Raw genomic sequence first — 25,437 nt, 5'->3', positions numbered from 1 at the left:
AACGTTCGCTGTTTTTATTTTTTCGCTAAAAAATAATATTCGCAAAATTGATTATATTTGCTATTATGGAAGAAGATTATATTAAGTTAATTTTTGGCTTAAAGCTAAAGCAGATAAGATCTGACAGGAATTTATCCCTATTTGGATTATCTAAATTATCTGGGTTGTCAAAATCGTATTTAAACGAAATTGAAAAAGGAAAAAAATATCCTAAACCTGATAAGATTGCAATATTATCTGAAAAATTAGATGTGCCTTACGATCAATTTGTATCCTTAAAATTGGATAAAAATTTAGCGCCAATTGGTGATATCTTAAAGTCAAAGATTTTAAAGGAAATTCCGTTAGAATTATTTGGTATAAAAGAAAGCGACTTGATAGATATTGTTGCAAATGCACCAGATAAAGTCAATGCTTTTATCAGTACTATTATAGAAATAGCACAACATTACAGCTTTAGTAAAGAAAGTTTTTATTTGGCGTCTGTACGTTCTTTTCAAGAAGCAAATAATAACTATTTTGAAGCTTTAGAGCAAAGCGTAATTAAGTTTGCAGAAGCTTATCAATTAGATTTAAAAGCTAATATTTCATCTTTAGAATTAGAAGAAATTTTAGTTGAAGAATATGGCTACACTATTAATAATAAAGAATTAGAAAATTATAAAGAATTAGATAATTTAAGATCTATTTTTATACCTAAAACAAAAACGTTGTTAGTGGCTAATCATATAGATGAAGCCCAACGTACGTTTATTTATGCTAAAGAAATTGCGTATAATTATTTGAATTATAAAGAACGATTATATACATTTTCCTGGATTAAATTCGAGAATTTTGATCAAGTATTAAATAATTTTTACGCGTCTTATTTTGCTGGTTCGTTAATTTTACCGCAGGAATTACTTACTAATCAAGTCGAAAAACTATTTAAGAAAAAAACCTTTGACGAAAAGCAATTTGTGCAAATTGCACAATCGTTTAACGCTTCTCCAGAATCTTTTTATCAGCGTTTAACCAATATATTACCTAAAGATTTTAATATTCAGAATTTATTTTTCTTACGTTTTATTCATAAAAAAAATAGTCCAAACTTTTACTTAACCAAAGAGCTGCATTTATCACATCAACATTCGCCTCATGCTAACGAAACAAACGAGCATTATTGCAGACGTTGGATGTCTTTAAAGGTGTTAAAAGACATTGTAAATACAAACGATAAACATGTGTTTAATTTACAAATCTCTAATTATCCAGATAGTAACCAATCATATTTAGTATTGTCTTCTGCAACAAAAGATCCGTTTAAAACCGATCAATATAGAAGCGTTAGTATAGGATTATTAATTAACCAACAATTAAAAAGAAAGCTTAACTTTTTAGAGGACAAAAAAATTGAAACCTTTAATGTTGGTGTTACTTGCGAGCGTTGTGCGATCAAAGATTGTAAAGAGCGAATGGTACCAGCTAAAATCTTAGAAAAAGAACAAAAAAACCTAAAAATTGAAACCGTTGTAAACGATATTTTTAAACAATTTAGTTAGTTTTCTAAAGCTTTTAATGAGTCTAATTCGCGTTGTAAACGTTCTACTTCACTTTGTTTTCTGGCATTTTTTATTGAATCAATTTGTGCTTTTAATTCTTCAACGGTCAAGTCTTTGTTTGTAGAATTAGTTAATGTGGAATCTATTTCAATTACTTTGTCTTCCATTCCACTTATAGCATCTAACATAGTATTATCTTCTTGAAAAAAGTTACCAATACCTTCACTAGCACGCCAAGCTTCATTTAACTGATCATAAACTATTTTATTCCATTGACTAGGATGTTTTGCATCAATCCAAACTACATCACGATATTCGCTATCAATTAATGCTAAATCTGGTGTTGCAGAACCATCAAACTGCGCATTATCCTTTTTAATTGAAGAAATAGTACCTAGAAAAAACATACGTTTTTTACCAGCTATTTCTTTTATATATGGTCTAAACTCTACTGGTTTATTAACAGACCAATCGTATTCTTTTCTAGATTCTATCACTTTTAAAGGCATAGCAGAAACACCTGCATAACCTTGTTTTTTACTAGCATGATCGTAGTAAAATAGCTTTTCTGTGCCATCTGCAGGCACAAAAACACTGTAAGTTAAACTGGTACGCTCATCGCCTACTGGTTCTAAACCAAACCAATGATATAAACCACTATATGCATCTTTATTAGCTTCTGAAAAATCAAAATCGGTAACAAAAGGTTGCTGGTTTTGATCGTCTGGTAAAACAGGAATTTTTACAGCAGTTTCCATATTCCATGGTAATGGATCACTAAATCCGCCAAGAAACTTTAAAGATTCTGCTTGTAAACGTGATACTTTTTCTGCCAAGGTATTTTGACGTGTTAAAAATGGATAGTTTTTCATTTGGTCTGGAGCTATAAATGTGCCTTTACCAATAACCATTCGTTCTAAATAATCATTAAAATCATGTTCTCCATTTTCAATAATCATAACACCACCAAAGGTTGGATACGGAAAGAAAAAACCTTTCCATTTAATTAAACTAACAACTTCAACCCAATCACCTTTATCATTTTTCATATAATAGGTGTCGCTTGGCTCGTAATTGAATAACATCCAAGGATTAAAGCGTTGTACTACTGCGTTGTATGTGTTTCGACTAAATTTTAAAGATTCTCCTATTGAGAATGTTACTGGAATTCGGTTTTCATTAGAAAAACGAGGAAATGGAGTTGTGCTTGGTACTGCAAACACTTCTTCTGTATTATCACTTATTCCTTGCCATACGTACTTTTCGGTTGGCTGAATTGCCATAGTCCATTTATTTTCGCCATCTACTCTAACTAAATGCGGTAAGGAAACATCTTTGGTTTCGCCAACACTTTCGTTAGCCATAGAAAAAATGTTACGTAATGGTTGTATACGTTCGTTTTGTGTAAGAGGTAATTCGTTAATTTCAACTCTATTTAAATTATTAAAAACATTATATGTTTTCATATAATCATAAAGTTTTAAGTGCCAACCTAACACGTAAAGCAATCCAAAAAAAGCTACCAAAATACCTAGAATACCTAAACGTGTTCCTGTTGATGGTGAGTTTCGGAATTTTTTTAACCCAAAAAATAAAACAATTGCACTTAATATTATTATGAAGATATATTTTCTAAAAAACAATAATGCAGGTTGATAATCGTCTCTTAAAAAGAATAAAAGACCTACTACTACCAAGCTTATTATTATGACTATTGTTTTTTGTTTTCTGCCTTTATTCCAGTAATTTTTTATCATAAATATTGTATTCTAATTTAAAAAAAGCTTAAAGCTACTACATTAATCCTTTGTCTTTAAGACGTTGGCGTGCACTTTTTTCTTCTTTTTTAGGCTCTTCTTTTATTTCTTTTTTAGCTTCTTCTACAACTTTAGTGTCTTTGGTTTTTAAGTCGTCTATAAACTCTTTTCCTTTGTTTATACTTTCGTTTAAAACGTCTTCAAAAGATTCACTTTTTTCACCAATAACATCGCTAGATTTAAGTATAAAATTAGCTAGATACGTACCAATTAATGTACCTACAATTGCAGACACAAACCATTGTACTAATGAAACTGAAATTGGTAAAATAAATTGAACAACTACTATTGTTACTAAAAACAAAACTGTTATATAAACTAACCTAAGCAGAAAATTTTGTTGAAAAATGAATCCTTTTTTACTATCAGATTTCATTTGTAACTCTTTAGAATACATTAGTTTATTAAAAAACCGATAGACTTTATTGCTTTTAGATTCTCTCCAATACAATAAAATTCCGAATAAAATTGAGGCTACAAATATGATAAGTTCTAGTGTCATTCCTTTTTATTTATTTGTAGTAAATTTATAGCAATAGTTACAGGTAAACAAGTATTTTTTTTGAGATATATTCTTTTAATTAGTTAATTAATTATATAAACCATAATTAATTTTTTTCGTATATATTTACAACTTTGTAACCCTTAACTAATTAACTAATGAAACTAAAACTTCTCTTTTTATTTCTTTTTTGTTTTAATATAATAATTGCTCAAGACAATAGTGGTCGTTTAAAAATTGGGGATGAATATAGTGTAGACATATCCTCAAACCCATATTACTCTAATAATCAAACAGGTATAGTTTTTCAAAAAGAATTTAGATCTACTGGTTCTGGCTATGTAAAAGTACATTTTAAGAATTTTGATTTAAACTCTGGAGATTATGTAAAGGTATATAGCCCAAAAACTTCTGAAGAGTTTTTCTATTATAACCAAGGTAAATTAATTGGTAATGAAGACCAAATGATTGATACTTTTTGGTCTACAACTATATGGAGCGATCATATAATTGTTGAATTATACAGTCAAAACGGAAATAATAACCATTACGGATTTGATATTGATACTGTAGCCTATGGGTATAGTGTTGATAAAATAAGTAGTGCTTTTGAAATTTTGACACCTCAAGACACAGAAACTGTATGTAGTTTTGATGATAAAGAAGCTATTGTTTGCTACGATGGTACAGAAATGGGTAGAAAATCTGAAGCTGTATGTAGACTACTTATTGGTGGTAGTGGATTATGTACAGGTTGGTTATTAGGTTGTGACGGAAACTTAATGACCAATAACCATTGTATCGAAAACTCAACTGACGCATTAAATACAGAATTTTTATTTAATTATAAATATGCTGATTGTGCCGAAACAACTTTTGCTTTACAAGACCTAGTAGCTACATCTTCTACTTTTATTCAAACAGACGCAAACTTAGACTTTACGCTTGTTATGCTACCAGTTAACCCAACTTCTACTTATGGATACTTAAGCTTATCATCTACAATAGCACCTGTAGGAGAAAGAATTTATATACCTCAACATCCAGCAGGAAGAAGAAAAGAAATTGCTGTAAATACAGATGTTGGTGGCGATGCAAACGGATTTGCTATGATTACAAACCAAGGAGATTTTCCTAATCGTGTAGAATACCAATGTGATACAGAAGGTGGTAGTTCTGGGTCTCCAGTAATACGCTATTCTGATCATTTAGTAGTTGCAATCCATAATACTGGTGGTTGCCCAAATGGTTCTTACGGAAGAAGCGATAATTTAATTGCTGCAATAGGTGCTAATATGCCTAACTGTGGAGTTGATGACCCTAACCCTGAAGCACCTTACGTAACTTTTTCTAGTGCTACTTCTACTGTAAATGAAGCTACTGGTTGCGATTATCAAGATATAGATTTTAATTTAAGAATTGCTATGCCTGCATCTAACAATGCAGATGTTACGGTTAATATCATTAATGAAACGGCTACAAACCTTGAAGATTTTGAAGTTATAACACCTAATCCTATAACATTTTTAGCAGGAGATGATACAGATCAAACTTTTACTGTTAGAGTATATAATGATGCTTTTATTGAAGGTGATGAAACCTTTTCTTTAAACCTATCTTTAAATGCAAATGGTGGTGACGCTCAATTAGGTACTATAGATACAAAAACTTTTACTATAACTGACGATGATTATGCTCCTTCAATAGGTAGTAATGTAACTTTAGCTTCGGATGATTTTGAATCTGGATTAACAAATTGGACTGTTACAGGAAATGGTTTTCCTACTTTCTCAATAGGAGATGCAGCATCATCTTCATCTAGCTCTTGGAGTACAGTTGGTAACTCAACTAACTTTGCTTATGTTAATGATGATGCTTGTAATTGTAACATGAATCAAGAACGCTTAATGTACACTACTCCATTTGATTTTTCTACTTACAGTACAGCTAATTTAAATTTTGATATTATTTATACAGATAGTAATGATCAATATGCTTCAGATAGTTTTATACAAGCATCTACAGATAATGGTTTAACTTGGCAAAATGTAGGACCAGAACTTATTTCTTATTCAGAATGGACCAATGTAGATGTAGACCTTTCTGCTTATGCTGGACAATCTAACGTATTAATTTCTTTCTTATATAATGATTTAGGAAATTGGGCTTATGGTTTAGCTATTGATAATTTTACTGTAACTAGCCAAGGTAATGCAAACATACAAACTAGTGTTAATAACGGAACAACAAATGCAATTGTACCTTTAGCTAGTTCTGGATTAGTTTATGCTTACGACTCTAGTAATGGTAACATTATTGCTAGTTTAGAAAACAATGATAATTTTAATTACGACTGTGTAAATGTAAGTGTTTATAGAGATGGAACTGCCGGACAACCAATTAATGGTAGTACAGCTCCATTATTAGCAATGGATAAGCAATTTGAAGTTACTGCTACACAAGCGACTCAATCAGGAAATAATACTATTACTTTTTATTTTACCGAAGCTGAAGTTGCTGGTTGGGAAACTGCTGTTGCTGGCACCTATACAAGAAACGACTTAGTTATTAATAGAGAAAGTACTTCTGGCACTGTTGAAAACGTTATGGCTACTATTGGTAGTTATAATGGCGGAGTAACCTTAACCGGAGACTTTACAGGTATTGATGGAATATATAGCTTTGCTCCTGCAGCTGCTCTATCTAATGAAGAGTTTGAGATTAAAAACTATAAAGTTTATCCAAATCCTGCGTTAAACATTTTAAATATTTCGTCTAACACAAATATTGAAAAATTAACCATTTACGATATAAATGGAAGATTAATAAGTACAATATCTCTTGAAAATAATACGCTTAATTATCAAATAAATATTACTAATTTATCACAAGGAATGTACTTTTTAGAGATTAACTCTAACGGTTTAAAATCTTTAGAAAAGTTTATAAAAAAATAGATTAATAATCTTAATGAAACAAAAAAACAGGTCTAAACGACCTGTTTTTTTATATATTTTTTAATATAGTTTCTACAACCCAATCTTGAAAAGATTCATCCCAAGTAGCGTATTGTTTGTAAAATTCATCTTTATCATACCAAAACAAAAATAAAACATCTCTTGATGAAATATTGATTAATAACTTCCATATTAAATCTTGTTGAGAAACATGTAATGAAGAGTGTGGTGTATGTAATGCATTAAAAATACCTATATCTACCAAATCGTGTATTTTGTATTGATTACTAACTTCTAATTTTTCAAGGTATATTTCTACACCCATAATCTTTTTTCTTGTATCAATATCCAATTTATTTAAATAACTTTTAAATAACACATTATCATTAAGTATTTGCTGTATTGGATGTTGTGTCTCTTTTAAAGACATTGCAAATTCCATTTTTTTAATACGTTGGTATCGATCTGTATTTAACGCAGCTTCTAAATCATATTCTACAATAATATGATCTCGCAATTTTTCCATTAACTCTGGTTGATTAATATGATAAATCAACACATCGTGTATGGTATCTTTTATAGCTTCTTTATACCATTTTAAATCTTCAAAAACCACGATTGGAGATATAAAATCTCTTAGTACATAAACACCACCAAAAGCTTTGGTGTAAAAAGATTCTGACTGATGCTGAAGACTGTGTAAAGTTAAATCTCTATGACGTAAGTCTCCATATGTTTTAGCAGATTCTAACAATTGCTCATGAATACTTTCATCTATAAAATTATTGCCTTTTTTAAAAATTTCAATAAGTCGCTCTTGTTCTTTTTGAGCTTTATTTAAATTATCTATTAGATGAAAGTTGATACTTACTTTATCATATTTTAAAACATCTAATGGCTCATAAAACGCATCTATATTTTGATCAAAATCTAGGCAAATGGCACTATCGCGAGTAATATCATTTATTTTATCACCATGAATTCTAAATACTTGCTGCATCATTTCTTTATCAAAACTATGAAATGGAGAATATACAGGTTTACCCTTTTGTAAAGGCGAAATGATAATGGCATGCGGATTTGCTTCACCATTATTTAAGTACATCGTCGAGCCTTTTTCTTCTGCTATTTCTGGACTGTAACCAACGCCATCAATAAAAAATGAAGTTAATTTTGTTGGCGTAAAACCAAGCTTAACTAAGCATTTATTATAACGCTCCACTAACTTTCCGCTAACGGGAATTAATTCACTTCTATATAAATTGGCTTGTTTTAGTTTTTGCATTTTGATCTAAATCTGAATAAAATTTTTCAAATTATTCTTTTGTGTCTTTTGAAGTTAACTTTATAATGTTTTTTATATTTCCTTCTACTGGTGAAATCTGAACTTCATTATTATCCTTTGTGGCATAAAAAACATACAAGCTATTTTTTCCTAAAATTTTCACATCTTTAACTTCTCCATCTTCATAAACAATTTGATGTGTGTATTTGTAATCTTGTGTTTCTAGCCTTTCTTTACTTTTATATCCACCGCCTAATCCAAAACCTAAAAACATACAAATTAGCATCAATAAAATAAAAGGAATTACAGCATACTTTTTATTTAAACTTTTAAGTACCTTATCTAGTTTCTCTTTCTTTTTTCCTGATTGGTATTTTTCCTTTTTTGAAAGCTTTGCATAATACCATTGTAAAAGTTTAAAGTATCCAATCATTAATGGTATAAGTACTGCTAATACAACAGGCATAAGCCAATGAGAACTTATCACAGCTAACGGACTTAATAACACATCTAAAACCGATGTGTATTCAAAAATATTTACACCTAACAACCCATAAAATATAGCTTGATTGGCTACACCTAAAACTAATAAAAATAAATATCCAATAGACATATAGTCTTGAATACTATATTTAGTTACATTCTGTTCTGTAGTTTCAATGTTAGCTGTTTCCATGATTAATTAAGATTTATCAAACTGCTTTCTAGCTTCCATTTCAATATTTAATTGATTAACTCTACCTTCTACTTGACGCTTAAAATCGGTATCTGCAATGGTTGCAACATTATCTAAATAACGTACAACTTCTTGTCGTCTAATTTCAGAAAAATCTAAACCTTTCATGTTAGCTTTCATTAATTCTTGAAGCATCGCAAACTTGGTATCGTAATCTTTTTTGAAATAAATCTCTGGATTTTCAAACCAGCTTTCTTCTAAATCAAAATCGGTTAAACGTAATGAAATTGCGCTTTGTATATTCCTAACATCTCTAGAAGAGAAAAACGGAAATATCTTCTGTATTTCTTTATACAGCGTAGCATAAAACAAATGATCTGTTGTTTTATGTTGCTTTTCGGCAATATCATAAGCTTCTAAAACACGTTGTTCTGTTGGTTTGTTAGATACGTTTAAAATTTCACCCATATTTTTCGCCAAACCTTGATCTTGTAAATAAGTATAATTTGTAGGATTTTGCATGTTTACAAAGTCTGGCATTGTCTTTTCAAACTTACGCCACCATAAATGATCTTGATCTAAAAAATCGTGTTCTGTACGTGCTCCGTCAATTTTAAAACGTCCTTGTACACGAGAGATTACGGCTTTATCCAACATTTCTGGTAAGTTAGTAAACAAACCAATAGAACTATTCCCATAATTAACTGCATAAGCACCTTCTGTATAACGTAAAAAGACACCAATAACTTCTTTTACACCAGCCGAAACACCTTGTGCTGTACGCTCTTGCAAGTTATTTTCGGCATCATCAATTGGTGCAAAAATTAATTTTGTTGGATCTTGTAAAGGTTTCATCCAGTCTACCATTTTTTCGGCAGATCCACCTTGAAATGTACTAATTAAAGTATCTGGCATTGGATGAAACAAAAACGGAATATCTAAATTATCACAATGTTCTTTTAAACGTGTTGCTATAGCAGCGATAAGCATACTTTTTCCTGTTCCAGGAATACCGTAACCCATAAAGACTGGCATGAATCCGCCTAATTCTTGAAACGGATTTTTCTGTGCTGCAAAATCGTAGCTTAGCATTCTTTCTGTTAAACGACGTGCAAAGTGTTTAGCATCTCTGTTACCTACAATTTGCTCGAATTTAATTTTATTAAACTCTACACTTTTTGCAGTACCTTGAAACGTGTTTTCCCAACCAGAAATAGCAAAATCACTGTTTTCTAACTTGTATGTTCTATCTACAATCGTTTCGGTGTATTCTAAACTGCTTCGTCTTAAATTAATTTCGTCTATTACAGCTTCAAAAAATACCGCTGTAAAATCGGCTACATCTTTATCAGATTTGATTATATCTGGATGCGCTAAATATTTGTCATAGTAAAATAATGTGCACGAAATTCCTTTTAATGGTGATAGTAAAGACACTTCCGGAATACCTGCAAACTTCTGTTTCATCACACTTAAATCGTCTGACGCATAAGGTTTTATTTGATGAAGAATATAATAAGACGTTGCAAATAACATAAACGCTGTTGCGGTTTGCATTTTGCTTTCGTATTCGCGTTTTCCACTACTATCTAATGCTGATTTACGCTCGTTTAAACTTGATAAACCCGATGCATCATAATAGCTATCTTTTATCCACGTTCCTAAAGTAATACCTTCTTGAACGGCATATAACGTCTGGTTTAGATGAATTGGAATTGCAATACTATCTGGCAACAAACGCTTTTTTAGAGCTAAAATGGTTTTTGAAACTGATGTTACAGAAACTGAAGAACCATTATTAGCACGAGATAGATACAATAAAATAGACTCGTCTTTAGCATCTTTATCTCTGTTTTTTGCACGCGCGCCTTGCTCCCAACTTACACTTTTTAAGTAAGATGACGCTTCATCACGTAACACATCTAGTTCTGATTTTTTTATAGGAAATGTGGAATTGTGTTCCATTTTTATTTAATTTTTTCAATTTTTAAATCTGAAATTTGAAATGGCGGTTTAGCCAGTTTATTCATTATTTCAGGGTTTTTGTTGTATAATAGCTGTATGATTCTATGAGGCGCAAAGACATATTTTTTTTTGATAACTGGACTCCAATTTTGCAACACTTGCTTATTAAAAAATCCGCCTTCTTGAAATGTGCTTCCAGACATAACCTCATGTACTTTAAAAGACAACGCGTAAGCTTCTAAAGGCACTTCTTTTTTTGCTATTGCTTCTAAAATGGTATGTGTTAATTCGTTTTCGTCTTTTGCAAATACATTATGAAATGCACCAACATCTAACCGCTTAATATGTTTTGGCAATACACGTTTTAAACGTCTATCTATACCATAAGCCATAGTATCTAAATCCATTTGGCGATCTGCTACTTTGTTTAAAACCTCGTAGATATCTTCTTTGTCTTTTAAAGGATCTTTACCATCGTAATCAAAATACATGTAACAAATAAATGGTCTGTTTAAGGACACGTCATAAAAACTCCAACTGGTCATATATTCTGCTTGACTACCTTCTGGTGCTTTTATGATTTTACCTTGTACAAAACGGTTGAAAATATATTTTTGCTCTACAGAAGTATAATAAACTATTGACGCTGCTTGAAATAATTTATCACGTCTGACTGGTTCTTTTACCCTTAATAATTGGTCTAAAAACTCTTCCTGTAATTGTGATACATCTTTTAATTTATTAATGTAATTATGACGTAATGATAAATCATTATAAAGATATCTAAACTCTAAATAATTAGGAAATCCAGAATCCGTTACATCAACTTTCATGTTATCTTCCTCGTCGTACATGTATTTAATACGCATAGCCTCGATAGAATACAACAACAAATCTGCATATTGCTTAAAAAACACAATCTCTTGTTGTGTACACAAATTGTTTTGCTGTACTGCAACAATCAATTCTTTAAGAGCAAAATCTACTTTTTTATGATAAAACACATATTGTGCTTTACTATCTAAAATAGCCGAATCTAATGGTGTTGTAATATGATGTATTGACATGTTTTTGCTGTTAGCTTTTTTAATAGCAAATCTTAAAAGTTATATTTTTCATTACAAATATGTTTTTCAACTTTAACTACTGTTCCGTCTTGTAAAACCTTTTGTTCTTTTAAATCAAAACATTCTTTATGATCATTATTAAAATGAATACATACAATTGAAATAAAAGTTAAGCTTAAAATGCCTAAAAAAATATAACTCTGTTTTTTCATTTATTTTTTTAAATATTGAATCAGTGCCTTTAATGTTAATCCGCCAAAGACTAATACATTAACACTACCAATGATTAATCCAATGTCTGAACTTGTTGTTTTTATAATGAAAATACCAACAATGACTATGATTATTGATAATCCGTTGTCTTTAATAAATTGAATGAAGTTATCCATTTTACACTGTAAATATTGACTAACTTTTGCGTTTTACTTTTACTTGGCTAAGTGATGCGTTAAGGATTGAGGTATTGTTGGAGCACATCTTTGATTGCGACTACCGAAAGCCTGACCTACTTTTGCCATAAAAAGCAAAAGTAGGTAACGCCCATCTTCTCGATACAATTTCTCGTTCCTCAAAATCACTCGAAGTGACAATTTTAACCTAATAAATCGTCTTCGGTGTCTTGTTTTGGAGCACCATTACCAACGCCTCCAGAATTATCTTCAGTAGGTTGATTAGCATCTGCTTTGTAATAGTCTTCAAAAATTTCTTTCATGTCGATACCATAACGCTCGGCAAAATTCTTTTGAATATCTACGTCTTTTGCGCGGATTTCTTGTAACGCTTCTGCATAACTACTGTAAACACCTTGCATTACTTTTTCGTGTACTGGTATATTGTCCATCATCTCTTGACGTGCTCTTGCACTTGCTGTGTGCATTGCTGCTAACGTCTCTCCAATATGCTCGTCTGTTTTTACTCCTAAATGCTCTAAAATAGAGGCAAACTCTTGGTCTGTACGTGCTTTAAGCGCTACAACGTAACCATCGTAATACTTTAAACGCTCGTCTGTATCTGACTTTAATTTTGCACGATGCGTCTGTAAATTACTGCGTAAAGACGTTAAAACTTTAATCGTTAAATTATGCTTGTGAACAAAGCTATCTTTTGATGCAGCTAAAGTTGTGTAAGCGTTTTTAAGACCTTCTAATTCTTCTACTTTTTGCTCTAGTTTTGTGACTTTAGCTAACGCTTCTGAGTATTCTGTAGATTGTTTATCTGCTACTTCTTCTAAAGCTTGACGCGCTTGTTTTAATAATGCGTATTGCTCTTCTAGTTTAGCTTCGGTTTCGGCTTTTTTCTCTAACGCTTTTGTATGGTTTTTAGATGCTTCTACTATAGCGTCTTGTAACTTATCTTCTACTTCTTTAATTTCTACCTCACGATTTTTTAATCGTGTAATTGCAGCTTGAGATTTGTAAGATAACTCGCTTAACAAGGTTTGCACATCTGCACTTTCTATACGCTCTTGGAACATTGCTTTTGCTTTATTATCTGCAGCTGCACGTGTTTTTTCGGCTTCTTTTAAAGTATCTTCGGCTTTTTTGATTTTGCTTTTTCTTCCCCAAAGGTTATTCCACCACGTATCTGGTTTGTTTTCTGCGTCTTCAAGTTCGATTTTAGCACGTTCTAAAGCTTTTTGTGCATCGTCGATAACTTTTTGCTCGTCTTCATTTAAAGACGAAAAACGCTCGAAAAGTATCCCAACTTCATCTTGATAATCGGTTAAGTCTTTAATTGCATCTAAAAGTGTTGTACGGTCTTTTTCTGCCATGTGAACAACATCATCTAAGGTCGCGTTAAGAATTTTTTGACGACTTTCAGGATCGTCTTCTTGTGCTAGTTTAGACTTCATGGTGTCAATTGCTTTTCCCCAATTAACGTCAACTTTTTCGTTTTTTTCTTGAGAGTTAGTTTCTAATAAGTCAAAATCATCAGACATATATACTTTGTTTTAAGGTTGGACAAATTTTCTGTAAGCAATTTCGTTAAAAAATATTAGTTGAAGAAATATTTAATGCTCATAATATTGGTATTATTTGTTATAAAAATGTTACAAATTATTTTTTCTATCGATTGATACTTATCTTTAAAAGAAAACCATAAAAAATGAAAAAACTACTATTTATTACTCTTTCAATGTCTGTTTTATTGACTAGTTGTAAAGAGAATACGAAACAAGAAACGACTTCTGAAATGGTTAAAACAGAAGTAATTGAACAAAAAGAAACCAAAGCTAGCTTAGATTTTACACCAATCACACACGCAACCATGGTAATGAATTATGATGACGAAACTATTTATGTAGATCCTACTGGTGGCAAAGCAGCATTTGCTGATTTTAAACAACCTACAATTATTTTAATTACAGATATACATGGCGACCATTTAAGTATTGATACTTTAAAAGAACTAAATCTTAATGGCACAATAATAGTAGCGCCTCAAGCTGTAGTAGACAAATTTCCTGAAGACTTTAAACCAATGTTTAAAGTGTTGAATAACGGACAAACAGCAGTTGTTAAAGACATAAATATTGAAGCTATACCAATGTATAATTTACGTGAAGAAGCTTTAAAATTTCATGAAAAAGGAAGAGGAAATGGTTATGTATTAACCTTTGGAGACGAACGTGTTTACATCTCTGGTGATACCGAAGATATCCCAGAAATGAGAAATCTTAAAAACATTGATAAAGCTTTTGTTTGTATGAATTTACCTTACACAATGCCAGTTGAAAGTGCAGCTAGTGCTGTATTAGATTTTAAACCTAAAACCGTTTATCCTTACCACTTTAGAGGTACTGAAGGTTTGAGCGATGTAGAAAAATTTAAATCTATTGTAAATGAAGGTAATCCTGATATTAATGTAGAGCTTTTGGAATGGTATCCAAATCAGTAAACAGTTAGCAGTTAGCAAAATAAAAAATCCTCAAAAATTATTTTTGAGGATTTTTTAGTTTAATCGGTTATTATCTTACTAGTTTTTTGTACTTGATTCGTTTTGGCATTAAATCGCCACCAAGACGTTTTTTCTTATTTTCTTCATAATCACTAAATCCACCTTCGAAGAAGTAAACTTGGCTATCACCTTCAAAAGCTAAAATATGCGTACAAATACGGTCTAAAAACCATCTGTCGTGAGATATAACAACCGCACAACCTGCAAAGTTTTCTAAACCTTCTTCTAATGCACGAAGTGTATTTACATCAAGGTCGTTTGTTGGCTCATCCAGAAGTAATACGTTACCTTCTTCTTTTAACGTCATTGCTAAATGAAGTCTGTTACGTTCTCCACCAGACAATAATTTGACCTTTTTATTTTGCTCGCTACCAGAAAAGTTGAATCGGCTTAAGTATGCACGAGAATTAACTTCTCTTCCTCCCATCATGACCAATTCTTGCTCATCACTAAAGTTTTGCCATATTGTTTTTTCAGGATCTATGTTAGAATGACTTTGGTCTACGTAAGCAATCTTTGCTGTTTCACCAACTTTAAATTCGCCCTTATCAGGTGTTTCTTCACCCATAATCATTCTAAAAATTGTTGTTTTACCAGCTCCGTTAGGACCAATAACACCAACAATTCCTGCTTGTGGTAAATTAAAGTTTAAGTCTTCGTATAATAATTTATCTCCGTAAGCTTTACTTACTCCGCTAGCTTCAATAACGTTTGTTCCTAAACGTGGTCCGTTAGGAATATAAATCTCAAGTTTTTCGTCTAATTGTTTTTGATCTTGACTCATTAACTTGTCGTAATTCTTTAAACGTGCTTTTTGCTTTGTTTGTCTTCCTTTAGCACCTTGTCTAACCCATTCTAACTCTCGTTCTAATGTTTTTTGACGCTTAGAAGCTGCTTTACCTTCTTGAGCCATTCGTTTAGATTTTTGATCTAACCAAGACGAATAATTTCCTTTCCACGGGATACCTTCACCTCTATCTAATTCTAAAATCCAACCAGCAATATTATCTAAGAAATAACGGTCGTGCGTTACTGCAATTACAGTTCCTTTGTATTGTGCTAAGTGATGCTCTAACCAATGTACAGACTCTGCATCTAAGTGGTTAGTTGGCTCATCTAATAATAACACATCTGGTTCTTTTAATAATAATCTACAAAGTGCTACACGACGTCTTTCTCCTCCAGATAAAACACCTATTTTTTTATCGCCTTCAGGAGTACGTAGTGCATCCATAGCGATTTCTAATTTAGTGTCTAATTCCCAAGCATTAGAAGCATCGATTTGATCTTGAAGTTCGGCTTGGCGATTCATTAGCTTTTCCATTTTTTCTGGATTGCTATAAACCTCTTCTAAACCAAACATATCATTAATTTTGTTGTATTCATCAAGAATTGCAACTGTTTCTGCAGCACCTTCTTTAACAACTTCTAACACTGTTTTTTCTTCGTCTAATTGTGGTTCTTGTTCTAAATAACCAACTGAATATCCTGGAGAAAAAACAACATCACCTTGATAATTTTTATCTACACCTGCTATGATTTTTAACAAGGTAGATTTACCCGAACCGTTAAGTCCAAGAATACCAATTTTTGCTCCGTAAAAGAAGCTTAAATATATATTTTTAAGTACTGGTGTATTAGCGCTTTGAAACGTTTTGGTAACACCAGACATTGAGAATATTACTTTTTTATCGTCTGACATATTTTATATCTTATTTTTTATTATTTATTACAATTATACGCGACCTTTAAGTGCGTTAAATACCCATGCGATTGCAAAAAAACCAATTCCTACAGAAGCAAATCCCCAACCAGCAACATCATCATACCTAAAAGCACCAAGTGCTATTAGCGCTAATCCTACTATTATCATTATTGTTGTTGCCCATGCTAAGACTGTATTTTTATTCATTGCCATTTTAAATCCTTTTATAGTTTAGTAAAAACAAATATCGTTTATTTTGTAAAAAAAGCAGATAATTTAAGTGCTTTTTTACAATTCTAACAAACAATTTTAATTACAAGAGTTACCAATTTATCTATTATAAATTAATTAAAGTGATTCTCTTTTTTTCTTTATTTAGTAATTTTTTAGGGGTTATTTTAAAGAGTTTTCAATTAACATATTATTATAAAAATTAAGGATTCTAAAGTTAATTGTACAAATTACATTTGTAACTTGTTTTATCCTTAAACTACCTCTTTATATGAATAAAGCCTTACTATCTTTAGCAATTGGCGGATTTGGAATTGGACTTACTGAATTTGTTATTATGGGAATTCTACCAGATGTAGCAACTGCTTTTAATGTAAGTATTCCTGTTGCAGGTCATTTTATATCTGCTTATGCATTAGGTGTTGTTGTTGGTGCTCCAACCATAACAGCTTTTGGAAGCAAATTTCCGTCAAACAAAATGCTTTTGGGTTTAATGGTTTGGTTTACGGTGTTTAACACCTTATCTGCTTTTGCAACTGGCTATAATTCATTCATTATATTACGTTTTTTATCTGGTTTACCACATGGTGCATTTTTTGGTATTGGTGCTGTCGTTGCTGGTAAATTATCTAAACCTAGTAAAGAAGCACAAGGTATAGCTATTATGTTTAGCGGACTAACCTTTGCTAACCTTTTAGGTGTACCACTAGGTACTTATTTAGGAAAAAACTTTTCTTGGAGTGTATCTTTCTTACTTGTTGGTTTAGTTGGTATTATGGCTGTACTAGGTGTCAAATTTTGGATGCCATTTTTAAAGAATTCTTCTGATAAGAGCTTTTTAGAAGAATTTAAAATCTTTAAACGTACAGAACTTTGGTTAATCATACTTCTAACAACAATTGGAACTGGCGGGTTTTTTGCTTGGTATAGTTATATAGCTCCGTTAATCACTGAAGTTGCTCATCACACTGAGGATATTGTTACCTACGCAATGATATTAGCTGGTCTAGGTATGGTTATTGGCAATTTTGTTGGTGCTAAATTAGCTGAAAAATTCTCGTCGCTTTATGCTGTAACTATTGTATTAATTATGATGGCTATTTGTTTAGTTATCAATACGTATGCAGCACATGATAAAATAATGGTTTTAGTGATGACTTTCATTATCGGTGTTGTAGCTTTTTCAATTTCAACTCCTATACAATTATTGATAATAAAGGCATCAAAAGGCTCTGAAACCTTAGGCTCTTCTTTAAATCAAAGTGCATTTAATATTGGTAATGCATCTGGTGCGTATTTTGCAGGACTACCAATTGCAATGGGTTACGGTTATACCTCTGCAGATTGGGTTGGAGCTGCTATGGCTGGTACAGGAATTATTCTTGCGGGAATCATTATTCTAATTAGAAAACATAAATAAATAAATAAATAAATAAATAAAGCACTCTTTTATAGAGTGCTTTTTTTATAAATTATACTTTAAAATGTATTAGCTCATCGGTACTTCTATGAACAAAAGCTGAGTGTCTTCCTTAGTCTTTAAAGTAAAATCTTTTGTATCATAAACACCTATTGCGTCTCTTGATTCTAATTGATTATTTTCTACTGAAAAATTTCCAGAAATAGTCATAATATAAACACCATGATTTTCACTTATAAGATTATAGGTAAAAGATTCATCTTTTGATAAATCAATTCTTGACAACTTAGCATTTTGATGAATTTTTAAACCTTCGTCATCATTATCAATAGAAGATACTAAGGTTTGTAATTTACCTTGCCTATCTTCTGCATTAAAATGTTTTTGATCGTAACGTGGGTTTACATTTTTTTTATCAGGAAATATCCAAATTTGAAATAAATTTAAATACTCGTCTGTTTTTGCATTCATTTCAGAATGTTGTACGCCACTTCCAGCGCTCATTACTTGTACTTCTCCTGCTTCTACCATTTCCCATGTGTTACCCATAGAATCTTTATGTTTTAAAGTCCCTTTTAAAGGAATGGTAATAATTTCCATATTATCATGCGGATGTGTACTAAATCCCATACTTGGAGCTATAATGTCGTCATTTAAGACTCTTAAAGCTCCAAATTGAACTTTTTCTGGATTAAAAAAATTAGCAAAACTAAAACTGTGATTAGCTTGTAACCATCCGTGGTTTGTATATCCACGGTCTTCTGCTTTGTGTACAATTGTTTTCATTTTTTTCTTTTCTTTTAGCAATATTTTCCCAATATTAATCCCTCATTTTATCTAATAAGTCACTAAGTTGGTTAGCTTCTTCTTCGTTTAAATTTTTTAATAAATTTAATTGTGGACTTTGCGGATCTATTTTTTCTAATAATTCTAATCCTTGTTTAGTAATACCAATCAAAACAACACGTCTATCACCTTCAAAAGGAATGCGTTCTATTAAACTTTTATCACATAATTTATCGGTAAGTCGTGTTAAGTTAGGCGCACGTTCTACCATACGTTCTTTAATAGTTTGTACCTTAATTGGTTCTTTAGCACCTCTTAAAATTCTTAAAATATTATATTGTTGTGGAGACAACCCAAACTGTTTAAAAAATTCATTTTGATGACTAGAAATCCAATTTGCAGTATATAGAATATTAAGCATAGCCTTAACTCTGTTATCTTTAAAAGATGAATTTATAGCTTCTGAAAAACTTGACATATTATTATTTATTTAAAACTGATGTTAATTTATCTACCGCCTGCTTTAATTCTTCATTTAATGCATCTTCAATAATTTTTTCATCTTTAAAATTATCATTGAAAGATGGTAAATTAAATGTTGAAACAATCTCTGCCGAATGTCTTGGAAACCTTTCTTCACCCATACTAAAAGACGAAATTGCAGCTCTTGCTCCTGGTGAAGTACTCATTAAAAGTAAAGGTTTGTTAAAAAAGAAATTTAACTCTATTCTAGATAACCAATCCATTAAACTCTTAAAAACTGCTGTGTAAGCGTTATTATGCTCTGCAAGAGAAATTATAAAAGCATCTGCAGTCTTTAACTTTTCTAAAAACAACTTCGCGTTTTCAGGAAAACCAGATTCCTTTTCAATATTTACACTGTAAGTTGGTAATGGATAGTCATTAAGGTCTAAAATTTCAACCTCAAAACCATTGATTAGATTAGAAGCATATGTTACTAATTGCTTATTTATAGATGTTTTACTATCACTTCCTGCAAAAGCTATTATTTTTTTCATTGTAAATATCTTTTTGTTTGTTAATACAAAATTAGGAAATATAAATTTATATTCCAAGGGATATATTTACAACGGTAACATTTTATGAATTAATTAACGTATTACATTTTTTGTATTAAAAAGCATTTACTTTTTGTAAATTCGTGAAAAAATGACATTCTATGGATTTAAACTTCAATAAAAACGAAGATCACAATAAATTATTAGTCTCAGAACTAAAGAAAAAATTAGCTAAAGTAAAGCTTGGTGGCGGAGAAAAGCGTATTGCTAAACACCATGAAAAAGGCAAACTTACAGCAAGAGAACGTATTGATTATCTTTTAGATAACAAAAGAAAATCTATTGAAATTGGTGCATTTGCAGGAGAAGACATGTATAAAGAACATGGTGGTTGTCCTTCTGGTGGCGTTGTTGTAAAAATAGGTTACATAAGTGGTAAACAATGTATCGTTGTTGCTAACGATGCTACAGTTAAAGCTGGTGCATGGTTCCCGATCACTGGAAAGAAAAACTTACGCGCGCAAGAAATTGCTATAGAAAACCGATTACCAATTATCTATCTTGTAGATTCTGCTGGTGTTTATTTACCAATGCAAGACGAAATTTTCCCAGATAAAGAACATTTTGGACGCATCTTTAGAAACAATGCGGTTATGAGTAGTATGGGAATTACACAAATTGCTGCTGTAATGGGAAGTTGTGTTGCTGGTGGCGCTTACTTACCTATTATGAGTGATGAAGCTTTAATTGTAGACAAAACTGGTAGTATCTTTTTGGCTGGTAGTTATTTAGTAAAAGCTGCAATTGGCGAAAGTATAGATAACGAAACTCTTGGCGGTGCAACTACGCATTGCGAAATTAGTGGCGTTACAGACTATAAAGCTGCAGACGATAAAGATGCTTTAGATAAAATTAAGAGAATTGTAGATAAGATTGGTGATTATGATAAAGCTGGTTATAATCGTATAGAAGCTAAAAAACCTAAAGATAATCCAGAAGATATTTATGGGATTTTACCTAGATCTCGCGCCGATCAATACGATATGAAAGAAATTATCAAACGATTAGTAGATAATTCTGAATTTGATGAATATAAAGAAGGTTACGGACAAACCATTATCACTGCTTATGCACGTATTGATGGTTGGGCTGTAGGTATTGTAGCCAACCAACGTACTTTGGTAAAAACTAAGGGCTCTAAAACCAAACCAACCGAAATGCAATTTGGAGGAGTAATCTATAATGATAGCGCTGATAAAGCAACCAGATTTATAGCTAATTGTAACCAGAAAAAAATCCCATTAGTGTTTTTACAAGATGTTACCGGTTTTATGGTTGGTAGCAAAAGTGAACATGGCGGTATCATAAAAGATGGTGCCAAAATGGTTAATGCAGTTAGTAATTCTGTAGTTCCTAAATTTACAATTGTTGTTGGTAATAGTTATGGTGCTGGTAACTACGCAATGTGCGGAAAAGCTTATGACCCTACTTTAATCGCTGCTTGGCCAAGTGCAGAGTTAGCTGTTATGAGTGGTAATAGCGCTGCAAAAGTTTTATTACAAATAGAAACTGCTTCTTTAAAGAAAAAAGGTGAAGAGATTACTAAAGAAAAAGAAGAAGAATTATTTAATAAAATAAAAGCGAGATACGACAATCAAGTATCACCTTATTACGCTGCAGCACGTATTTGGACAGATGCAGTTATAGATCCTTTAGATACAAGAACATGGATAAGTATGGGTATAGAAGCAGCTAACCACTCGCCTATCGAAAAACCTTTTAATATGGGTGTTTTACAAGTGTAGTTAATGAAAAAACTCCCCATTTTATCTGCTTTAGGAGTATTGTTTATAGCTTTTTGTTTGTATCAAGTTTATGTGTTTTACTTTGCTACAAACGATAACATTCAATCCATATATTTAGTACCAAAAGATGCGGTTTATGTTATCGAAACCGATCAACCTGTAGATAATTGGGCTACCATTAGTGAAAGTGAAATTTGGCAACATCTAAACACTAACGACTATTTTAATACGCTTGCTAAAAATCTAAATAAACTCGATTCTATTTTTAAAGAAAAAGAATCGGTTTTTAATCGTATTGGTAACAGAGATGTTTTAGTTTCTGCTCACGTGTATGCGCCAAAAAAATATGGCTTTTTTTATGTAGTCGACCTACAAAAACTATCTCGGTTAAATGTATTAAAGTCGCATTTAAATACTGTTGTAAACAACAATTACAAAGTGAGTAAACGAGATTATAAAACTCATAAAATCACTGAAGTTTACGATAACAAAACACACGAAACGCTATACATAAGTTTTATTAAAAATCAAATGATTGCGTCCTACGTGCACACGTTAGTAGAAGCCTCTATTGATCAATATTTAGAACCAGAAATTGGTCGAAATCTTAATTTTTTAGAGGTTAAAAAAGAAGTCGACGGTGATGATATGTTTCGTCTATATTTTCAATATGATTATTTAGATAAATTTGTCAAAGTTTTCTCCAATAAACCCAACACACTAACCACATCAATTAGTAAAAGTTTGGCGTTTAGTGGCTTTAGTTTCGACTTAAATAAAAATATCATTACCGCAAATGGAATTACAAATGTTAATCCAAATGCTGGTATCTACCTTAAAGCCTTACAAAAATCAGGTAAAGGTGGACGCAGCATTACCGGAATAGCGCCAAAACAAACCGCATTGTACCTTAGCTTTGGTTTTAGTCGTTTTTCTGAATTTTATCAGAATTTTGAAGCGCTTCAAAAAGAAAACCCAAAACAATTTAAATCTTATACCGAAGGTATAGAGCAAGTCGAAAGTTTCCTTAAAATAAATATAAAAAGACACTTTATAAATTGGGTTGATGACGAAGTGGCTTTACTTCAATTACATTCGTCTGTTTCGCAATCTAAACAAGATGTCGCTTTAGTTTTAAAGGCAAAACATAAAGATGATGCTAAAGAAAATTTGGGTTTTGTTTTAGAACAAATTAGAAAGCGAAGTCCTGTAAAATTCAAAGAAATAAACTACAAAGGTTACGCTATTAATTTCATGCAAATTAAAGGCTTTTTTAAACTGTTTTTAGGCGGTTTATTTGAAGATATTGAAAAGCCTTACTTCACTATAATTGATGATTATGTGGTGTTTAGCAATCATCCAAACACGCTTAAAAGTATTATAAACACTTACATTGACAAAGAAACGCTTACTAATTTTGAAGCTTTTATAGATTTTGAAGATAGATTTGAAAATAGATCAAGTGTTTTTGCCTACATTAACACGCCAAGTTTATATAATTCGGCTTACCAATTTGTAGATAATGACACCAAAAAACAACTAAAAGCTAACAAAGATTACTTTATTTGTTTTCCTCAAATTGGATTACAATTAACACCAGAAAACAAGTTTTTTAGCAGTAAAATTGTTGTGCAATACGATGATTTAAAATCTGTTAAAAACAATTTCACCTTTAAAGAAAAGCAATATACTTCATCTTATTCTATAGAAATTACCGAAGAAAATTTAGATAAAAACACAGTATTTAATGTTGCCGAATTATATCCAACAGACTTAACTGCAAAAACATTCACCAAAAACTACGCTAACGGAAAACCACATATTGTAGTCGAACTGAAAGACGGTTTAAAACACGGTAAATACCAAGAATTTTATCCAAACGGGATTTTAAAAATTAGCGGTAAATACCGTAAAGACAAACCTATTGGACTTTGGAGAGCCTATAACCTAAACGAGGATTTGGTATATAAAGATAGACTGTAACTGCTATAATTTAAAATGCGTTCTTAAATACGCATAAGCATCTTCTATAGTATCAAAAATATGTTCTTCAGAAATTAAATCTGGTACAATATCTATAGATATTAATTTATCTTTTGGTTGTTCTTGTACAGCTGTTAAAAGTACTTGTATACCACGTTGTTCTAAATCTAAGACTGCATTTTCTAAAGCATATAAACCAGATTGATCAATGTATGGTACACGATCTAATCTAATAATTAAAGCCTTTACTTGCTTAGGAATGTTTGCAATTTCATCTTGAAAATGAGAAGTAAATCCAAAAAATAACGGTCCGTAAAGGTGTTTAATATATACTTTGTCCTTATGCTCTTCGTAAAACTCTTTTTCGTCTTGCCAAGGTTTTTCACCATCAAAACCAGCCAATGTACCAACTTCTAAACCTTTTTCACCAATATCACTAGCGCGTTTCATAAATAATAAAGAGGCTAATAATAATCCAATTCCTACTGCTTGTATTAAACTACCAAATGTGGTAATTAATAAAACAATTATTAAAACTACAGCATCTGCTCTTGGTACAACTAGTAAATGTTTTAAGCCTTTAACATCAATAATTTTAAACGCAATTGGAATTAATAATCCAGCTAAAACCGATAACGGAATAAATGCTGCTAACTTACCTAAACCTAATAAAACCGCTAATAAAAACAAACCGTGTGTTGCGCCAGATAATCTTGTACGTCCGCCAGAATTTATGTTTATCACTGTTCCTTTGGTTGCGCCAGCACCAGGAATACCACCAAAAATTGCAGCAATTGAGTTACCTATTCCTTGTCCAATTAATTCGCGGTTACTATTGTGTTTTGTTTTGGTCATATTATCTGCAATAACCGAAGTTAATAACGAATCTATCGAGCCTAAAACAGCTAAAACCAAAGCGTATTCTAAAACTAAAGCGTAAGCACTAGCGTCTATTGAAAATAATCCAGAAACTTGTAAACTTGGTAAACCTGAAGGAATTTCGCCAATAATTGGTACATCCCATTTTAATAAAAATGATAATACAGATGAAAAAATTAAAGCAACCAAAGCACTAGGAATCGCTTTTGTTATATACGGAAAAACAAAATAAACAATAATTGTTATGACACCTAAAACTAAAGCTTGCCAGTTAAAATCTGAAAACAATCTAGGTAAATCCTGCATCACTAACCATGTAGATTTAGCCGAACTTAATCCTACAAATGGGAACAACTGAAGGATAATTATTATTAATCCTACGCCACTCATAAATCCAGAAACTACAGGATATGGAAAGTATTTAACGTAACCTGCAATGTTTAAAAATCCAAAAACAATCTGAAAAATTCCGCCTAATAAAAACGTAAGAATTATGATTGGCATTGCAGCTTCCAAACTACCGGTAATTTCTATGGAAGCAGCAACTAATGCTGCAGAAACAACCGTCATTGGACCAGTTGGTCCACTTGCTTGTGTAGCTGTACCACCAAAAATAGCAGCAAAAATACCAACAGCTATTGCGCCATAAAGTCCTGCAATTGCACCTAAACCAGATTGTACACCAAATGCTAATGCTAAAGGTAAAGCAACTACACCAGCTACTAATCCGCCAGTTAAATCTCCTTTTAAGTTTTTAAAATCGTAAAATTTAGAACTCATAGATTGTATTTTTAGTTAGACCATAAAAATAAATGATTAAAAATTAAAAATACAATCTAGT

At 31.5% G+C, this 25,437-nt stretch carries 21 protein-coding genes; 6 read left to right on the top strand and 15 right to left on the bottom strand.

Annotated features, from left to right (window positions below; all coding sequences use genetic code 11):
* Positions 1 to 65 precede the first annotated feature (65 nt).
* Positions 66 to 1,541 carry a helix-turn-helix domain-containing protein gene (locus H574_RS0101710; protein WP_027878887.1) on the top strand — a complete coding sequence of 492 codons (1,476 nt, stop codon included), beginning with the start codon at positions 66 to 68 and terminating at the stop codon, positions 1,539 to 1,541.
* Here the strand turns inward: H574_RS0101710 and H574_RS0101705 are convergent.
* Together H574_RS0101705 and H574_RS0101700 are read right to left on the bottom strand one after the other, a co-directional pair.
* The gene (locus tag H574_RS0101705; RefSeq protein ID WP_027878886.1) at positions 1,538 to 3,298 is read right to left on the bottom strand and encodes a hypothetical protein; all 1,761 of its coding nucleotides are present in this window, start codon (positions 3,296 to 3,298) and stop codon (positions 1,538 to 1,540) included. The two genes, H574_RS0101710 and H574_RS0101705, sit on opposite strands and share 4 nt — an antisense overlap.
* Positions 3,299 to 3,335: 37 nt before the next feature.
* Positions 3,336 to 3,860, bottom strand: a complete 525-nt coding sequence (locus H574_RS0101700; protein WP_027878885.1) for a hypothetical protein — start codon at positions 3,858 to 3,860, stop codon at positions 3,336 to 3,338.
* 158 nt (positions 3,861 to 4,018) lie between these two features.
* Between H574_RS0101700 and H574_RS14325 the strand changes: the two genes are divergently transcribed.
* On the top strand, positions 4,019 to 6,817 hold the full coding sequence (locus H574_RS14325; protein ID WP_027878884.1) for a trypsin-like peptidase domain-containing protein: 2,799 nt from the start codon (positions 4,019 to 4,021) through the stop codon (positions 6,815 to 6,817).
* A gap of 49 nt (positions 6,818 to 6,866) precedes the next feature.
* On the opposite strand, the gene H574_RS0101690 is transcribed toward H574_RS14325, so the two are convergent.
* The 7 genes from H574_RS0101690 to H574_RS0101660 all read right to left on the bottom strand — a co-directional run bounded on the left by H574_RS0101690 (position 6,867) and on the right by H574_RS0101660 (position 13,749).
* Positions 6,867 to 8,102, bottom strand: a complete 1,236-nt coding sequence (locus H574_RS0101690) for a DUF6638 family protein (RefSeq protein WP_027878883.1) — start codon at positions 8,100 to 8,102, stop codon at positions 6,867 to 6,869.
* Positions 8,103 to 8,133: 31 nt separating this feature from the next.
* Complete coding sequence (locus tag H574_RS0101685; protein WP_027878882.1) at positions 8,134 to 8,778, bottom strand: hypothetical protein; 645 nt, start codon at positions 8,776 to 8,778, stop codon at positions 8,134 to 8,136.
* A gap of 6 nt (positions 8,779 to 8,784) precedes the next feature.
* Positions 8,785 to 10,743, bottom strand: coding sequence for an AAA family ATPase (locus H574_RS0101680; RefSeq protein ID WP_027878881.1), 1,959 nt, complete (start codon positions 10,741 to 10,743; stop codon positions 8,785 to 8,787).
* A 2-nt stretch (positions 10,744 to 10,745) separates the two neighbouring features.
* A complete protein-coding gene (locus tag H574_RS0101675; protein WP_027878880.1) occupies positions 10,746 to 11,810 on the bottom strand; it encodes a hypothetical protein in 1,065 nt (354 codons plus the stop codon).
* Between the two features lie 32 nt (positions 11,811 to 11,842).
* A complete protein-coding gene (locus tag H574_RS0101670) occupies positions 11,843 to 12,022 on the bottom strand; it encodes a hypothetical protein (RefSeq protein WP_027878879.1) in 180 nt (59 codons plus the stop codon).
* Positions 12,023 to 12,199: a hypothetical protein gene (locus tag H574_RS14620; RefSeq protein ID WP_155912552.1), complete on the bottom strand. Its 177-nt coding sequence runs from the start codon at positions 12,197 to 12,199 to the stop codon at positions 12,023 to 12,025. It abuts the gene before it with no gap.
* Between the two features lie 203 nt (positions 12,200 to 12,402).
* Positions 12,403 to 13,749 (bottom strand): hypothetical protein, encoded by a 1,347-nt coding sequence (locus tag H574_RS0101660; RefSeq protein ID WP_027878878.1) that lies wholly within the window; start codon positions 13,747 to 13,749, stop codon positions 12,403 to 12,405.
* A gap of 167 nt (positions 13,750 to 13,916) precedes the next feature.
* Between H574_RS0101660 and H574_RS0101655 the strand changes: the two genes are divergently transcribed.
* On the top strand, positions 13,917 to 14,708 hold the full coding sequence (locus tag H574_RS0101655; protein ID WP_027878877.1) for an MBL fold metallo-hydrolase: 792 nt from the start codon (positions 13,917 to 13,919) through the stop codon (positions 14,706 to 14,708).
* A gap of 70 nt (positions 14,709 to 14,778) precedes the next feature.
* Here H574_RS0101655 and ettA read toward each other — a convergent pair whose 3' ends face one another.
* The gene (gene ettA / locus H574_RS0101650) at positions 14,779 to 16,470 is read right to left on the bottom strand and encodes an energy-dependent translational throttle protein EttA (protein ID WP_027878876.1); all 1,692 of its coding nucleotides are present in this window, start codon (positions 16,468 to 16,470) and stop codon (positions 14,779 to 14,781) included.
* A 33-nt stretch (positions 16,471 to 16,503) separates the two neighbouring features.
* A complete protein-coding gene (locus H574_RS0101645; protein ID WP_027878875.1) occupies positions 16,504 to 16,686 on the bottom strand; it encodes a CAL67264 family membrane protein in 183 nt (60 codons plus the stop codon).
* Positions 16,687 to 16,975: 289 nt separating this feature from the next.
* Between H574_RS0101645 and H574_RS0101640 the strand changes: the two genes are divergently transcribed.
* Entirely contained in the window at positions 16,976 to 18,124 is a 1,149-nt protein-coding gene (locus H574_RS0101640; RefSeq protein WP_027878874.1) for an MFS transporter, read from the top strand.
* Between the two features lie 69 nt (positions 18,125 to 18,193).
* Here the strand turns inward: H574_RS0101640 and H574_RS0101635 are convergent, their stop codons facing one another.
* From H574_RS0101635 to H574_RS0101625, 3 genes are read right to left on the bottom strand one after another with little or no spacing between them, the layout of a single operon-like run.
* Complete coding sequence (locus H574_RS0101635; protein WP_027878873.1) at positions 18,194 to 18,910, bottom strand: pirin family protein; 717 nt, start codon at positions 18,908 to 18,910, stop codon at positions 18,194 to 18,196.
* A 34-nt stretch (positions 18,911 to 18,944) separates the two neighbouring features.
* Positions 18,945 to 19,388, bottom strand: coding sequence for a MarR family winged helix-turn-helix transcriptional regulator (locus H574_RS0101630; protein ID WP_027878872.1), 444 nt, complete (start codon positions 19,386 to 19,388; stop codon positions 18,945 to 18,947).
* A gap of 4 nt (positions 19,389 to 19,392) precedes the next feature.
* The gene (locus tag H574_RS0101625; RefSeq protein ID WP_027878871.1) at positions 19,393 to 19,929 is read right to left on the bottom strand and encodes an NADPH-dependent FMN reductase; all 537 of its coding nucleotides are present in this window, start codon (positions 19,927 to 19,929) and stop codon (positions 19,393 to 19,395) included.
* A gap of 161 nt (positions 19,930 to 20,090) precedes the next feature.
* Between H574_RS0101625 and H574_RS0101620 the strand changes: the two genes are divergently transcribed.
* Complete coding sequence (locus tag H574_RS0101620; RefSeq protein ID WP_027878870.1) at positions 20,091 to 21,734, top strand: acyl-CoA carboxylase subunit beta; 1,644 nt, start codon at positions 20,091 to 20,093, stop codon at positions 21,732 to 21,734.
* Positions 21,735 to 21,737: 3 nt separating this feature from the next.
* Positions 21,738 to 23,717: a DUF3352 domain-containing protein gene (locus tag H574_RS0101615; RefSeq protein WP_027878869.1), complete on the top strand. Its 1,980-nt coding sequence runs from the start codon at positions 21,738 to 21,740 to the stop codon at positions 23,715 to 23,717.
* 3 nt (positions 23,718 to 23,720) lie between these two features.
* Here H574_RS0101615 and H574_RS0101610 read toward each other — a convergent pair whose 3' ends face one another.
* Entirely contained in the window at positions 23,721 to 25,376 is a 1,656-nt protein-coding gene (locus tag H574_RS0101610) for a SulP family inorganic anion transporter (RefSeq protein WP_027878868.1), read from the bottom strand.
* Positions 25,377 to 25,437 lie beyond the last annotated feature (61 nt).

The sequence above is a fragment of the Mesoflavibacter zeaxanthinifaciens DSM 18436 genome (genome assembly GCF_000422365.1).
Classification (GTDB): Bacteria; Bacteroidota; Bacteroidia; order Flavobacteriales; family Flavobacteriaceae; genus Mesoflavibacter; species Mesoflavibacter zeaxanthinifaciens.
Note: the sequence above shows the minus strand (reverse complement) of the source record. Positions and strands in the feature narration are given on the sequence as shown.

What these genes read in the sequence shown, in the direction of transcription:
- H574_RS0101710 (WP_027878887.1), top strand. Translation starts at nt 66, where the DNA reads ATGGAAGAAGATTATATTAAGTTAATTTTTGGCTTAAAGCTAAAGCAG.
- H574_RS0101705 (WP_027878886.1), bottom strand. Translation starts at nt 3,298, where the DNA reads ATGATAAAAAATTACTGGAATAAAGGCAGAAAACAAAAAACAATAGTC.
- H574_RS0101700 (WP_027878885.1), bottom strand. Translation starts at nt 3,860, where the DNA reads ATGACACTAGAACTTATCATATTTGTAGCCTCAATTTTATTCGGAATT.
- H574_RS14325 (WP_027878884.1), top strand. Translation starts at nt 4,019, where the DNA reads ATGAAACTAAAACTTCTCTTTTTATTTCTTTTTTGTTTTAATATAATA.
- H574_RS0101690 (WP_027878883.1), bottom strand. Translation starts at nt 8,102, where the DNA reads ATGCAAAAACTAAAACAAGCCAATTTATATAGAAGTGAATTAATTCCC.
- H574_RS0101685 (WP_027878882.1), bottom strand. Translation starts at nt 8,778, where the DNA reads ATGGAAACAGCTAACATTGAAACTACAGAACAGAATGTAACTAAATAT.
- H574_RS0101680 (WP_027878881.1), bottom strand. Translation starts at nt 10,743, where the DNA reads ATGGAACACAATTCCACATTTCCTATAAAAAAATCAGAACTAGATGTG.
- H574_RS0101675 (WP_027878880.1), bottom strand. Translation starts at nt 11,810, where the DNA reads ATGTCAATACATCATATTACAACACCATTAGATTCGGCTATTTTAGAT.
- H574_RS0101670 (WP_027878879.1), bottom strand. Translation starts at nt 12,022, where the DNA reads ATGAAAAAACAGAGTTATATTTTTTTAGGCATTTTAAGCTTAACTTTT.
- H574_RS14620 (WP_155912552.1), bottom strand. Translation starts at nt 12,199, where the DNA reads ATGGATAACTTCATTCAATTTATTAAAGACAACGGATTATCAATAATC.
- H574_RS0101660 (WP_027878878.1), bottom strand. Translation starts at nt 13,749, where the DNA reads ATGTCTGATGATTTTGACTTATTAGAAACTAACTCTCAAGAAAAAAAC.
- H574_RS0101655 (WP_027878877.1), top strand. Translation starts at nt 13,917, where the DNA reads ATGAAAAAACTACTATTTATTACTCTTTCAATGTCTGTTTTATTGACT.
- ettA (WP_027878876.1), bottom strand. Translation starts at nt 16,470, where the DNA reads ATGTCAGACGATAAAAAAGTAATATTCTCAATGTCTGGTGTTACCAAA.
- H574_RS0101645 (WP_027878875.1), bottom strand. Translation starts at nt 16,686, where the DNA reads ATGGCAATGAATAAAAATACAGTCTTAGCATGGGCAACAACAATAATG.
- H574_RS0101640 (WP_027878874.1), top strand. Translation starts at nt 16,976, where the DNA reads ATGAATAAAGCCTTACTATCTTTAGCAATTGGCGGATTTGGAATTGGA.
- H574_RS0101635 (WP_027878873.1), bottom strand. Translation starts at nt 18,910, where the DNA reads ATGAAAACAATTGTACACAAAGCAGAAGACCGTGGATATACAAACCAC.
- H574_RS0101630 (WP_027878872.1), bottom strand. Translation starts at nt 19,388, where the DNA reads ATGTCAAGTTTTTCAGAAGCTATAAATTCATCTTTTAAAGATAACAGA.
- H574_RS0101625 (WP_027878871.1), bottom strand. Translation starts at nt 19,929, where the DNA reads ATGAAAAAAATAATAGCTTTTGCAGGAAGTGATAGTAAAACATCTATA.
- H574_RS0101620 (WP_027878870.1), top strand. Translation starts at nt 20,091, where the DNA reads ATGGATTTAAACTTCAATAAAAACGAAGATCACAATAAATTATTAGTC.
- H574_RS0101615 (WP_027878869.1), top strand. Translation starts at nt 21,738, where the DNA reads ATGAAAAAACTCCCCATTTTATCTGCTTTAGGAGTATTGTTTATAGCT.
- H574_RS0101610 (WP_027878868.1), bottom strand. Translation starts at nt 25,376, where the DNA reads ATGAGTTCTAAATTTTACGATTTTAAAAACTTAAAAGGAGATTTAACT.